Annotated in this window: 11 protein-coding genes; 5 read left to right on the plus strand and 6 right to left on the minus strand. The window is 73.5% G+C overall.

What is annotated here, in order from left to right; genetic code table 11:
- Positions 1 to 86 precede the first annotated feature (86 nt).
- Both AMK24_RS16415 and AMK24_RS16420 read right to left on the minus strand, forming a co-directional pair.
- Positions 87 to 833 (minus strand): bifunctional DNA primase/polymerase, encoded by a 747-nt coding sequence (locus AMK24_RS16415; protein ID WP_073769480.1) that lies wholly within the window; start codon positions 831 to 833, stop codon positions 87 to 89.
- A gap of 165 nt (positions 834 to 998) precedes the next feature.
- Positions 999 to 1,664 carry a TetR/AcrR family transcriptional regulator gene (locus AMK24_RS16420; protein WP_073769481.1) on the minus strand — a complete coding sequence of 222 codons (666 nt, stop codon included), beginning with the start codon at positions 1,662 to 1,664 and terminating at the stop codon, positions 999 to 1,001.
- A gap of 181 nt (positions 1,665 to 1,845) precedes the next feature.
- Between AMK24_RS16420 and ddaH the strand changes: the two genes are divergently transcribed.
- Positions 1,846 to 2,727 carry a dimethylargininase gene (ddaH, locus tag AMK24_RS16425; RefSeq protein ID WP_338012697.1) on the plus strand — a complete coding sequence of 294 codons (882 nt, stop codon included), beginning with the start codon at positions 1,846 to 1,848 and terminating at the stop codon, positions 2,725 to 2,727.
- 17 nt (positions 2,728 to 2,744) lie between these two features.
- Here the strand turns inward: ddaH and AMK24_RS16430 are convergent, their stop codons facing one another.
- Positions 2,745 to 3,743, minus strand: a complete 999-nt coding sequence (locus tag AMK24_RS16430) for a small ribosomal subunit Rsm22 family protein (RefSeq protein ID WP_073769483.1) — start codon at positions 3,741 to 3,743, stop codon at positions 2,745 to 2,747.
- A gap of 230 nt (positions 3,744 to 3,973) precedes the next feature.
- Between AMK24_RS16430 and AMK24_RS16435 the strand changes: the two genes are divergently transcribed.
- Positions 3,974 to 5,296 carry a hypothetical protein gene (locus tag AMK24_RS16435; protein WP_073769484.1) on the plus strand — a complete coding sequence of 441 codons (1,323 nt, stop codon included), beginning with the start codon at positions 3,974 to 3,976 and terminating at the stop codon, positions 5,294 to 5,296.
- A gap of 63 nt (positions 5,297 to 5,359) precedes the next feature.
- Here the strand turns inward: AMK24_RS16435 and AMK24_RS16440 are convergent, their stop codons facing one another.
- A complete protein-coding gene (locus AMK24_RS16440; RefSeq protein ID WP_073769485.1) occupies positions 5,360 to 6,790 on the minus strand; it encodes a multidrug effflux MFS transporter in 1,431 nt (476 codons plus the stop codon).
- A gap of 89 nt (positions 6,791 to 6,879) precedes the next feature.
- Here AMK24_RS16440 and AMK24_RS16445 point away from each other — a divergent pair, with 89 nt between their 5' ends.
- Positions 6,880 to 7,896, plus strand: a complete 1,017-nt coding sequence (locus tag AMK24_RS16445) for a Gfo/Idh/MocA family protein (RefSeq protein WP_073769601.1) — start codon at positions 6,880 to 6,882, stop codon at positions 7,894 to 7,896.
- A gap of 10 nt (positions 7,897 to 7,906) precedes the next feature.
- On the opposite strand, the gene AMK24_RS16450 is transcribed toward AMK24_RS16445, so the two are convergent.
- The gene (locus AMK24_RS16450; protein ID WP_073769486.1) at positions 7,907 to 9,574 is read right to left on the minus strand and encodes an alkaline phosphatase D family protein; all 1,668 of its coding nucleotides are present in this window, start codon (positions 9,572 to 9,574) and stop codon (positions 7,907 to 7,909) included.
- A 144-nt stretch (positions 9,575 to 9,718) separates the two neighbouring features.
- Between AMK24_RS16450 and AMK24_RS16455 the strand changes: the two genes are divergently transcribed.
- Both AMK24_RS16455 and AMK24_RS16460 read left to right on the plus strand, forming a co-directional pair.
- Positions 9,719 to 10,546, plus strand: coding sequence for an SDR family oxidoreductase (locus AMK24_RS16455; RefSeq protein WP_079190536.1), 828 nt, complete (start codon positions 9,719 to 9,721; stop codon positions 10,544 to 10,546).
- 225 nt (positions 10,547 to 10,771) lie between these two features.
- Positions 10,772 to 11,251 (plus strand): lamin tail domain-containing protein, encoded by a 480-nt coding sequence (locus AMK24_RS16460; RefSeq protein ID WP_073769487.1) that lies wholly within the window; start codon positions 10,772 to 10,774, stop codon positions 11,249 to 11,251.
- A 333-nt stretch (positions 11,252 to 11,584) separates the two neighbouring features.
- On the opposite strand, the gene tnpA is transcribed toward AMK24_RS16460, so the two are convergent.
- On the minus strand, positions 11,585 to 11,947 hold the full coding sequence (gene tnpA / locus AMK24_RS16465; RefSeq protein ID WP_073769603.1) for an IS200/IS605 family transposase: 363 nt from the start codon (positions 11,945 to 11,947) through the stop codon (positions 11,585 to 11,587).
- Between the last annotated feature and the right edge of the window lie 110 nt (positions 11,948 to 12,057).

Genomic DNA, 12,057 nt, shown 5'->3' on the forward strand with positions numbered 1-12,057 from the left:
CCGCCGAGGGCCCGACGGCCCTCCCCCGCGCGGCTCACCCGGCGAAGCCTCCCGGCCCGCCGGGGCACGGTTCACGTGTCAACGGCCTACCGGCTCAGCGGCCAGGCCACCGCGTCGTGGTCCAGGTCGCTCTGCTCGGCGCTGACCGCGTACCGCGCGCAGGCGTCGGTGAGCGTCTCCAGCAGGGTCAGCGGGTCGGGCAGCTCGTGCTCCGGGCCGCGGACCCAGCGCACGTCCAGTTCTCCGGGGAGCCGGGCCGGGGGCAGCAGGACGTAGCTGCCCCGGCAGTGCCAGCGCAGCCCCGGGTGGGCGTCCATCGTCTCGGGGTGGCAGTCCAGCTCGCAGGGCCACCACTCGTCCTCGTCCTCGGGGGTGCCGCGGGTGGCGGTGAAGAAGAGCATCCGGTCCTCGCCGGACTGGGCGACCGGGCCGACGTCGACGCCCGCGTCGAGGAGCCGCTCCAGGGCCTCCCGGCCGGCGGTGAGCGGGACGTCCAGCACGTCGTGGACCATGCCGGTCGCGGTGATGAAGTTGGCCAGCGGCTGGCCCGCGGCCCAGCGCTCGATCTGGGCGCGGTCGGTGGTCGACTGCGTCTGCCAGGCGAAGGAGACGGGATGGCGGGCGGGGGTGGGGCAGCCGATGCGCTCGCACGAACATCGGTATCCGAGGGGATGGGCGGCGGGGGCGATGGGCATGCCCGCGTCGGCGACCGCCAGGAGCAGCGCCACTCTGGCCGTCTCGTCGGCCTCGGCCCCCGATGACGCGGGACGTCGCCGCAGCCACTGGGAGATCCTGCTCTCTGTGCCGCGGAAACGGCCGGAATCGGCGCCCATCTATCCCCTCACCTCAGCAGTTCACCTCAGCGTTGCCTCTCCATGGTCGCACCATCCTGCGGTTCGGGTGGCCAGAGTTCACCAGCGGGGCCGTGTACCACTGCGCCGAGTGAGCACCATCACGCCCGATGTCGCCACATACCGGATAAGCCGACTGTTCGGTCCTCAGGGCCGGGGGGCGAGCCCTCCGACCGCGTGGTCGACCACCGCGTCGGCGTACGCGTGGGTGAGCGGCAGGGTCCGCAGCAGCCAGCGGTGCATCAGCGGGCCGACGAGCAGTTCCAGGGCGACCCGGGGCTCGACGTCGGCGCGCACGTGTCCGGCCTCCTGGGCGGCCCGCAGCCGTGTGACGTACAACGCGAGCTGCGGATCGAGCAGCTTGCGGACGAACTCGTCGCCGAGCTTCGCGTCCACGATGCCCTCGGCGGTCAGCGCGCGGGTGACGGCCTCCAGCACCGGGTCGTTCAGCTCGTCGACGGTGGCCCGCAGGACGGCCTTGAGGTCGGCGGCCAGGTCGCCGGTGTCGGGGAAACCCGGGGCGCCCCCACCGGGCGGGTCGGCGGCGGGGGGCTCCTCGCCGTCGCCGGGCCCCGTCCCGGCCTCCTCGGCGGTGCGGCCCGCCAGGTCCAGGAAGGCGTCCATCAGCACGGCGGCCTTGGAGGGCCACCAGCGGTAGATGGTCTGCTTGCCGACCCCCGCACGGGCGGCGATACCCTCGATCGTCGTACGCCGGTACCCCACCTCCGCGACGAGGGCGAGGGCGGCGTCGTGGATCGCGCGGCGGGAGCGGTCGCTGCGGCGGCTGGAGTCGGGCGCCTTGGTGGGTGGCATGCCCCCAGACTACGCCCGGCGAGCCGATACGTTTCGTCTTGCCGAGGGGGAGGGCGGCGACCCCACCCTCGGCGCCCCGTCCTCCCCGCGCCGCGGCCCGGCGGATCATCGCACGGACCTCACCCCCGGTAAACCACCTGATCGGTTCACTGCGGATCCGACGCACAGGGCCCACCATGGGCTGACGCACAGGCCGTGCGCATCCCACCGTTCCGCGGCCACCGCCGCCGATCGCGAGGAGCCCGAGTTGAACCGTGACGCCACCCCTCGTCGCTACCTGATGTGCGCCCCGGCGCACTTCCGGGTCACCTACTCCATCAACCCGTGGATGGACCCGTCCAAACCCGTCGATCTGCCGCTGGCCCAGACCCAGTGGGAGGACCTGCGCGACCGCTACCGCGCCCTCGGCCACACCGTCGACCTGCTCGACCCCCGTCCCGACCTGCCCGACATGGTCTTCGCCGCCAACGGGGCCACGGTGATCGGCGGCCGGGTGCTCGGAGCGCTGTTCGCGTACCGGGAGCGGTACGCCGAAGCCGGGGCGCACCGGGAGTGGTTCCGGGAGCACGGCTTCACCGAGATCCATGAACCGGAGCACGTCAACGAGGGCGAGGGCGACTTCGCCGTCACCGCCTCGTACCTGCTGGCCGGGCGCGGCTTCCGGTCCAGTCCGCTCTCGCACGCGGAGGCCCAGGAGTTCTTCGGGCTGCCGGTCGTCGGGCTCGACCTGGTGGACCCGCGCTACTACCACCTGGACACCGCGCTGTGCGTGCTGGACGCGGCCGCCGACGAGATCATGTACTACCCGGACGCCTTCTCCCCCGGCAGCCGGGCGGTGCTGCGGCGGCTGTTCCCGGACGCGCTGCTCGCGCGCGAGGCGGACGCGGCGGCGTTCGGCCTCAACTCGGTCAGCGACGGCCGGCACGTGCTGCTGCCGCAGGGAGCGACGGGACTGCTGGACCCGCTGCGGGACCGGGGTTTCGAGCCGATCCCGATGGACCTGGGGGAACTGCTCAAGGGCGGCGGCAGCGTGAAGTGCTGTACGCAGGAGCTGCGGGTCTGACCGGGCGGCAGGCGGCGCTAGGGAGTGCCGTCCGCCGGCGGCCAGGGGTCGCCCCAGGCGGCGTTCCTGGCCGCCCGGTACAGCGCGCCGTGGCGCTTGGCGACCGTGGCGCGGGCCAGCCCCTCCTCCCGGGTGCACAGCTCCAGCAGCACCTGGCCCTTGCGGATCTGCGGCCTGCGGGTGATCCGGGCGGGCGCGGGGGCGGTGGGGAAGCGGGTGGCGACGACGTAGCTGAACTTCTCGTCCTCGTGGCTGAGCGAGCCGCCCTTGACCTGCCGGTGCAGGGAGGAGCGGCTGACCCGGGCCGAGAAGTGGCACCAGTCCGCCCCGGGTTCGATGGGGCAGGCGCCGCTGTGCGGGCAGGGGGCCGCGATCCGCAGCCCGGCGGCGATCAGCCGGTCGCGGGCCTCGATGATCCGGGCGTACCCGTCGGGGGTGCCCGGTTCCACGACCACGACCGCCTGCCCGGCCGCCGCCGCCGCGTCGACCAGTTCGGTCCGGGCGGCGGCGGTCAGTTCCTTGAGGACGTAGCTGACGGTGACCAGGTCCACCGGCTCCAGCTCCAGCGCCGCGCCGATCCGGGCCCGCTCCCAGCGGGCGTCGCGGAGGCCGGGGGCCCCGGACGCCGCGGCCAGTTCGCGGCCGAGGGCGAGGGCCGGTTCCGCCCAGTCCAGGACGGTGGTGGCCGGCCCCTCCCAGGCCCCGGCCACCGCCCAGCTCGCCGCCCCCGTGCCGCCGCCGACGTCGGTGTGGGTGGCGGGCGCCCAGTCGGGCGCGGCCTCGACCAGGGCGTCCAGGGCGGAGCGGACGGCTTCGAAGGTGGCGGGCATCCGGTACGCGGCGTACGCGACGACGTCGGAGCGGTCCCGGAGGATCGGGGCGTCCGTCGGGGTCTCCCCGCGGTAGCTGGCGATCAGCCGGTCGACGGCCTGCGCGGCCTGCTTGGGCGGCAGGCCGTCGAGCAGACCGGCCAGCGCCGTGCGCAGGGACTGGGCGGTGGGGAGGGTGGCGTTCACCGCCGAATTGTAGGCGGCGGCGGCCGGTGGGCCGCATTCCGCTGCCCCGGACCGGACGGGGCCTGTCGCCGCGCGCGCGGGGCGGCGCGGTCCCGGCGCGGGGCCCGCGCCCCGTCCCCGTGCGACCGGCGGGGAACGGTGTTCCGGCGAACTCCACGCCTTCGCGGGCCTGTTGCTACGCTGGCCCGCGCGTGGACGGCACCAGATCAAGAGGGTCCGGCAGGGGAGCCATGAGGCAGAAGATCGTGCGGCTGACGCTGGTCGGCGGGGTGGTCTTCCTCGCCCTGCTCCTGCTGCTGGCCACCTGCGGCGGGGACCCCGGGGGCGACGGGAGGAACGGCGCGGCGACCGGGACGGCGAAGCCCGTGGAGTCGCCGAGCGGCGGGCCGGTGACCCGGCTGACCGTGCCGCCGCAGTACGCGACGGACCGGGGCTGGGAGATCATCGGGGCCTCCCCCGACGTGGCGGTCTCCCACACCGCGGGGCTGCTGGCCTATCTGGAGCGTTCGAAGGACAACCGCTACCGGCTGCGCACCGTCGACACCGCCACCGGCGAGCTGGGCTGGCGGGGCAGGGCGTGGACCCAGCCGGACCCGCTGCACTACCCCAAGCTGGCCACGGTGGCCAAGGGCGACCGGCAGTACTTCGTGACCTGGTCGTACGGGAAGGTCGGCGACGGCCTGTCGCCGTCGAGCACCTTCATCGCGCTCGACCTCTACGACGTGACGAACGGGAACCGGCAGCGGGTCGAGGTGCCGTGGTCCGGAGCCCCGGACGTCCATACGACCGGACCCGACATCGTGATCAGCGACGGGAAGGCGAACAGCACCCTGGTGGACCCGGTCACGGGCGAGGTGTCCGAACTGGCCGCCGACAAGCTGAAGTACCCCAAGGGCTGCACGGCCTGCAAGCAGCTCACCGAGGTGCACGGGCAGACCCCCGAGGGCCTGCTGCTGGGCGGGGCCCGGGAGTTCTGGGTGCGCGACGGCTGGTTCAGCCGGAACGTGGCGCCCAAGGGGACCGACCGGGGCAGCGGTGTGGTGACCTCGGTGGCCCCGGGCCGGGTGCTGGCGAAGTGGGCGCCCGCGAAGAAGACCAAGCGGGCGGCGACCCACGAGCTGTGGGCGGTGCACGACGCGGCGAGCGGCGAGGTGCTCACCTCGGTGGAGTGCCACAGGCCGGCCATAAAGCCGGGGCGCTATCCGCAGGCCGTCCTCTCCCCCTCGGGCGCCTACCTGATCGCCGGGAACCTGGCCTTCGATCTGGAGGCGAAGCAGGGCCGCTGCTTCGAGGACGAGGAGGGCGCCGCGCACCTGACGCTGGCGACGGTGACGGACGACGGCATCGCGTACGGCGCCGAGAACGCGCGCGACGCCTCGGAGGCGCTGGCCGGCGGCGGGATCCCGGTCGCGATGGACTTCGCCACCTGGAGCACCGAGCGGCTGTCGCGCAACGCGCGGCTGCCGGGCACGGAGACGACCGGGGTCGGGGTGTTCCGCTGGACGGACCGGCAGGACCGCACGCATCTGATCGGCTATCCGCGCGCGGGCTGACCTTCGGCGGCCGGGCCGGTCCCGGGCCGCTCCCCCGCGGGGCGGGCCGCCGCGTGCCCCGTCTCAGAGGCCGCCGGCCTCCTGGCCCGCGCGCTGCCAGGGGCGGCACAGGAGCAGGAAGCAGCCCACCGCCGCCGCGGCGCAGACCACCTGGACCACGGCCATCGGGACGGCCGTGTCCTCCCCCGCGATCCCGACCAGCGGGGAGGCGACGGCTCCGATGAGGAACGAGGACGTGCCGAGCAGCGCGGAGGCGGAGCCCGCCGCGTGCTTGGTCCGCATCAGCGCCTGGGCGTTGGTGTTCGGCATCGCGAGGCCCATCGCCGACATCAGGACGAAGAGTCCGGCCGCGACCGGGACGAGCCCGACCTCGCCGAAGACGCCGAGTGTCATGAGCAGCAGGGCGACGGCGGCCAGCACGATCACGGCGAGGCCGAAGCCGAGCACCTTGTCGAGGCTGATCCGGCCGACGAGGAGTTTGCCGTTGATCTGCCCGACGACGATCAGGCCGATCGAGTTGAGCCCGAAGAGCAGGCTGAACGTCTGCGGCGAGGCCCCGTAGATCTCCTGGACGACGAACGGGGAGGCGGAGATGTACGCGAACAGGACGGCGAAGGCGAGACCGCCCGTGACCATGTAGCCGGTGAAGACCCGGTCGGCGAGCAGTCCGCGCATGGTGCGCAGGGCGTCGGCGACCCCGCCGGTGTGGCGGTCGGCCGGCGGCAGCGTCTCGTGCAGCCACTTCCACACGACGAGGGTGAGCACGATGCCGACGGCGGTCAGCACGACGAAGATGCCCCGCCAGTCGGTGACGCGCAGGACCTGCCCGCCGATCAGCGGCGCGATGATCGGGGCGACGCCGGAGATCAGCATGAGGGTGGAGAAGAAGCGGGCCATCTCCACGCCGTCGTACAGGTCGCGCACCACGGCCCGCGCGATCACGATGCCGGCCGCGCCCGCGAGCCCCTGGAGGAGGCGGAAGCCGATGAGGAGTCCGGCGGTGGGGGCCAGGGCGCAGATCGCGGTGGCGAGGACGTAGACGACCATGCCGAGCAGCAGGGGCGTGCGGCGGCCCCAGCGGTCGCTCATCGGTCCGACGACGAGCTGGCCGAGCGCCATACCGGCCAGGCACGCGGTCAGCGTGAGCTGGACGGTGGCGGCGGGAGCGCTCAGGGAGTCGGTGACCGCCGGGAGCGCCGGGAGGTACATGTCCATGGAGAGCGGCGGGAGGGCGGTGAGTCCGCCGAGGACCAGGGTGACCAGGAGTCCGGTACGGCGGGTGGCCTTCGCCGCCCCGCCTCCGGGGCCCGCCGCGCCGGGAAGGGCCGGCGGGCCGGGCAGCCCGGCCGGGGCGGTGGCCTGCGGGGCCCCCGGGTCCACGGAGAGCGCGCCCGCGTCGCCGTGCGGGACGACGGGTGCGTCATCGGTCCCGGGACCGTTCCCGGAAGGGGGTATGTGCGCTCGCTGGGCCCGGCTGCCGCCGCTCTCCGGCATTCTCATCTCCACATCGTTGAATCCGCATCTATGCTCTCAGCTCGGCCGGAGTGGTCGATACCTTTTCGGGGCGGGCTGGGGTGGCGGAGATGGCTGGAGCGACGGGCGCGGGCACGGGCACGGTGCGCTGGGGCGTGCTGGCGACGGGCGGCATAGCCGCGACGTTCACGGCGGACGTCCAGCGGCTGCCGGACGCCGAGGTGGTGGCGGTGGCGTCGCGCACGGAGGCGTCGGCGCGGGCCTTCGCGGAGCGGCACCGGGTGGGGCGGGCGTACGGGAGCTGGGCGGAGCTGGTGGCGGACGACGAGGTGGACGTGGTGTACGTGGCCACCCCGCACTCGGCGCACCACGCGGCGGCCTCGCTCGCGCTGCGGGCCGGGAAGCACGTGCTGTGCGAGAAGGCGTTCACCCTCAACAGCCGGGAGGCGGAGGAGCTGGTGGCGCTGGCCCGCGAGCGGGGCCTGTTCCTGATGGAGGCCATGTGGACCTATCTCAACCCGGTGGTCCGCCGGCTGACGGAGCTGGTGCGGGACGGGGCGATCGGCGAGATCAGGACCGTGCAGGCGGACTTCGGTTTCGCCGGCGACGTCGCCCCCGGACACCGGCTGCGCGATCCGGACCTGGGCGGCGGGGCGCTGCTGGACCTCGGGGTGTACCCCGTGTCGTTCGCCCATCTGCTGCTGGGCGAGCCGGACCGGGTGGCGGCCCACGCGCTGCTGTCGCCGGAGGGTGTGGACCTGAACACCGGCATGCTGCTCGGCTGGGACTCGGGGGCGTCCGCGCTGCTGTCCTGTTCGATCGTCGGCCACCATCCGACGGCGGCCACCGTGATCGGGACGGCCGGGCGGATCGACGTACCGCGCGACTTCTTCCACCCGGACCACCTCGTGCTGCGGCGGGCGGGCGCGGAGCCGGAGACGATCACGTCGGGGCCGGGCCCGCGGGGGCTGTCGGGCATGCAGTACGAGGCGGCCGAGGTGGCGCGCGCGGTGCGGGCGGGCGAGCCGGAGTCCCCGCTCGTGCCGCTGGAGGGGTCGCTGGCGGTGATGCGGACGCTCGACGCGGTACGGGACCGCATCGGCGTCCGCTATCCGGCGGACCGCTGAACCCGCGCGGTCACGCGGGGGTGAGCCCCGGGTTCCCGGCCTCGGTGGTGAACGAGGCGGCGGTGGTGACGGGCGCGCCGGGGGTGGTGACGGCCGCGACCGTGCGGAAGTCGGCGCGGGCCTCCGTCGTGCCGAGGGTGATCAGCGCGTAGCCGCGCCGCCCGTTGTAGTGCTTGAGGTGCGGGTTGGCGCGGGTCTGGTTCTCCCAGTTGGCGGGCCGGTCCGCGCCGTCCTTGCCGCTGGCGATCGAGGTGGTGACGATCTCGGTGCCGACCGTGCGCGAGGCGGGGTCGTCGAAGTCCTTCTTCAGGTCGAAGGCGTAGGAGACGTGGACGTCGCCGGTGAGGACCATGAGGTTGTCCACTCCGGCCGCCTCGGCTCCGGCGAGCACCCGCTGCCGGGAGGCGGGGTAGCCGTCCCAGGAGTCCATGGAGAGCTTGAAGGCGTCGGTGGGCACGTCGCGCCGCCGGGCGAAGGTGACCTGTTGCGGGACGACGTTCCAGGTGGCGTCCGAGGCCCGCCAGCCGTCGATCAGCCAGCGCTCCTGGGCGGCCCCGGTCATGGTGCGCGCGGGGTCCTCGGACTCGGGGCCGGGGGTGCGCCAGCCGTCGCCGTACGCCTGGTCGCTGCGGTACTGGCGGGTGTCGAGGATGTCGAACTGGGCGAGCCGGCCGAACGTCAGGCGGCGGTAGAGCCGCATGTCGGGTCCGGTGGGGCGCTGGGGGGTGCGCAGCGGCTGGTTCTCCCAGTACGCGCGGTACGCGGCGGCCCGGCGGAGCAGGAACTCCTCGGGCGGCACGTCGTTCTCGGGGGTGCCGCCCGCGTAGTTGTTCTCGGTCTCGTGGTCGTCCCAGGTGACGACGAAGGGGTGGGCGGCGTGGGCGGCGCTCAGGTCCGGGTCGGTCTTGTAGAGGGCGTACCGCAGCCGGTAGTCCTCCAGGGTGACGGTCTCGCGGTTGAAGTGCGCGGGGAGCTGGCGGTCGGTGTAGTTGCGGGCGCCGCCGACGGCGTTGACGGCGTACTCGTAGAGGTAGTCGCCGAGGTGGAAGACGGCGTCGACGTCCTCGGCGGCCAGGTGGCGGTAGGCGGTGAAGTAGCCGTCGTGGTACGCCTGGCAGGAGACGGCCGCCAGGGCCAGGGAGCTGGTGCGGGCTCCGGCGGCCGGGGCGGTGCGGGTGCGGCCGACCGGGCTGGTCCAGTCGCCGGTGCGGAAGCGGTAGTAGTAGACCCGGCCGGAGGCGAGGCCCTGGACCTCGGCGCGGACGCTGTGGGCGAACTCGTGGTGGGCGGTGGCCGATCCGCGCCGCTCGATACGGCGGAAGCCCTCGTCGCGGGCCACCTCCCAGCGCACCTCGACCCGGGCGCGCGGCAGTCCGCCGCCCGGCTCGTAGGGGCGGGGGGCGAGCCGGGTCCAGATCAGGACCGACGACGGGTGCGGGTCGCCGGAGGCGACGCCGAGGGTGAACGGGTTCTCGGCGATGCGGCGGGCGTCGAGTTCGGCGGCGCTCGCGGTCCCCGCGGCGGGCAGGTTCACCGCGAACGCGAGCGCGGCGGCGGCCCCGGTGGCGGTCAGGAAGCGTCTGCGTCCCACGCCCGGTTCGAGCAGCCGTGCGGCGGCGCGGAGTTCGGTGGCCCGTGTGTCCTGATCGGGCGTCATGATGGTCTGTGCTGCTGGCATGTGCCCCTCCTCAGCCCGGATGCTGTCGGCATTCATGGCACTCGCACGTGACGACGCACCGTTGTCGCGTGCACCACATCCGCATGGCGGGTCGATGAGCACCGCGTGCGCCGCCCGCGGACCTGTCCCGTACGCTGCCGGGCCATGAACAAGGAGCAGACCGAGCAGAACGAACGGACCGAGCGGGCAGGGCGGGGCGAGGCGGCCGGGCGGACCGGCGGGGCGGACCGGAAGGTCGCCGTGGTCACGGGGGCGGGATCGGGGATCGGGCGGGCCGTCGCGCTCGCCCTGGCGGGCGCCGGCTGGTCGCTCGCGCTCGCGGGCCGGCGGGCCGAGCCGCTGGCGGAGACGGCGGCCGGCGCGGGGGGCGCCGAGGCGCTGTGCGTCACCGCGGACGTGGCGGAGGCCGCCGAGGTGGACGCGCTCTTCGCCGCCGTACGGGAGCGGTTCGGGCGGGTGGACCTGCTGTTCAACAACGCGGGCACGTTCGGCCCCGGCGGTGTGCCGCTGGAGGAGCTCGCCGTGGCGGACTGGCGGGCGGTGGTGGACGTGAACCTGACGGGGGCGTTCCTGTGCGCGCAGGCGGCGTACCGGCTGATGAAGGAGCAGGACCCGCAGGGCGGTCGGATCATCAACAACGGATCGGTCTCCGCCCACGCGCCCCGGCCGCACTCGATCGCGTACACCGCGACCAAGCACGCCGTCACGGGGCTGACGAAGTCGCTGTCGCTGGACGGCCGTCCGTACCGGATCGCCTGCGGCCAGATCGACGTCGGCAACGCGGCGACGGAGATGACCGAGCGGATGCGGACCGGAATCCTCCAGGCCAACGGGGAGCTGATGGTGGAGCCGGTGATGGCGGCGGCGGACGTGGCGCGGACGGTGGTGCACATGGCGGAGCTGCCGTTGGAGGCGAACGTCCAGTTCGCCACGGTGATGGCGACGAACATGCCGTACGTCGGGCGCGGCTGAGTCCGGACGCGCCGTTCGGAGGCGGCCGGACCGGGACGCCGCCCCGTTCGGGCGCGGCCGTCTCCGGCACGATCACTTTCGTTCGAAAGGTGCATGAAGGTGCACGAACTGGCCGCCCAGTGACCGTTTTTGCGGGTTTCTCCATCCGTGACCGCGCCAGGGTGCACTGTCCGTATGATCGCATCCTGTTACCCCTTCACCGGAACGACACATAAGGAACACCGCATGCGCATACGCACGGCCGCGCCGCTCGCCCTGGTCGCCGCCACCGCCCTGGCCGGCTCGCTCCTCGCCACGGCGGTCCCGGCCACGGCCGCCGCCCACCAGGGAGGGCTGCACTTCGGCGCCGTCCAGTACGACGGTCCCGGCAAGGACGACCGGTCGAAGAAGTCGCTGAACGCCGAGTGGGTGAACATCCACAACAACGGCAAGAAGAAGGTCCAGCTCAAGGGCTACAAGGTGAAGGACAACACCGGCTACACCTACACCTTCGGCAGTTACACGATCGGCGCGGGCAAGACGGTCAAGCTGCGCACCGGCAAGGGCGAGAACGTCTCGGGCACCGTGCACTGGAACCGGGGCTCGTACGTCTGGAACAACACCGGCGACAAGGCCCGGCTGATCAAGCCGAACGGGAAGCTCCAGGACTCCTGCTCCTGGGGGAAGTCCACCAAGGCCAACAAGGGTGCCAAGAACTGCCACTGACGCGTCGTCGGCGGCATGTCCGCCGGACGGCCCGTAGGCCGGGGGCCGGGCGCGGAACGAGGGTCCGCGACCGGCCCCCTCCCGCATGCCGGGGCAGGGGCGGGTGCCGTACCAGGCCGTGCCGGGCTGGGCCGTGCCGGGCCGTCAGCGGAGCCGCGGGAGGCGCGCCGGGCGGCTGTGCGGGAGGTCGGGAATGGCGGGCGCAACGGGGCGGGTGGAGAGCTGCATGACACCTGATCCCGGGCCCGAGGTCCTGCGCTACCGGGGTAGTCGCTGTGCTCTTCCGTTTGCGGGGGAGGTGAAGCGTTTCTGGGCGTTGCTCTGGCCTGCAGGCTAGAGCGGACGGTTCTGCTGCTCGATGTACTGACGGACGCTCGACAGCGGCGCGCCGCCGACTGATCCGGCGAAGTAGGAACCGGACCACAGCCGCTGAGCCCGCCAGTAGTGCCGGACGAGGTCGGGAAACTCCTGGCGGAGTCTGCGGGGGCTGACGCCTTTCAGCGAGTTGACCAGCTTGGACAGGGCCACCTTCGGCGGGAAGTTCACCAGCAGGTGCACGTGGTTGTTCTGGCCGTTGAACTCCACCAGCTCACACTCGAAGTCTTCGCACACGGCGCGCACGATCTCCTCCATGCGCATCCGGTGCGTGCCCTTGAAGACCTTGTGCCAGTACTTCGTCACGAAAACCAAGTGCAGGGCGCCGGGAACGGCCGCGGCGCGGCTCGGAACCGTGCGCCGCCGCCCGGGCCGGGCGGCGGGCGGCGTCGTTCCGCCGCCCTTCCGCACGCTCCGGTCCCCGCGCCGGG

It is taken from the genome of Streptomyces sp. CB02366 (assembly GCF_001905905.1).
In the GTDB taxonomy this organism is placed as follows: Bacteria; Actinomycetota; Actinomycetes; order Streptomycetales; family Streptomycetaceae; genus Streptomyces.

Bases quoted from the DNA above. Each gene is read 5' to 3' on its own strand.
- AMK24_RS16415 (WP_073769480.1), bottom strand. From the start codon at position 833: ATGGGCGCCGATTCCGGCCGTTTCCGCGGCACAGAGAGCAGGATCTCC.
- AMK24_RS16420 (WP_073769481.1), bottom strand. From the start codon at position 1,664: ATGCCACCCACCAAGGCGCCCGACTCCAGCCGCCGCAGCGACCGCTCC.
- AMK24_RS16435 (WP_073769484.1), top strand. From the start codon at position 3,974: ATGAGGCAGAAGATCGTGCGGCTGACGCTGGTCGGCGGGGTGGTCTTC.
- AMK24_RS16440 (WP_073769485.1), bottom strand. From the start codon at position 6,790: ATGCCGGAGAGCGGCGGCAGCCGGGCCCAGCGAGCGCACATACCCCCT.
- AMK24_RS16445 (WP_073769601.1), top strand. From the start codon at position 6,880: ATGGCTGGAGCGACGGGCGCGGGCACGGGCACGGTGCGCTGGGGCGTG.
- AMK24_RS16450 (WP_073769486.1), bottom strand. From the start codon at position 9,574: ATGCCAGCAGCACAGACCATCATGACGCCCGATCAGGACACACGGGCC.
- AMK24_RS16455 (WP_079190536.1), top strand. From the start codon at position 9,719: ATGAACAAGGAGCAGACCGAGCAGAACGAACGGACCGAGCGGGCAGGG.
- AMK24_RS16460 (WP_073769487.1), top strand. From the start codon at position 10,772: ATGCGCATACGCACGGCCGCGCCGCTCGCCCTGGTCGCCGCCACCGCC.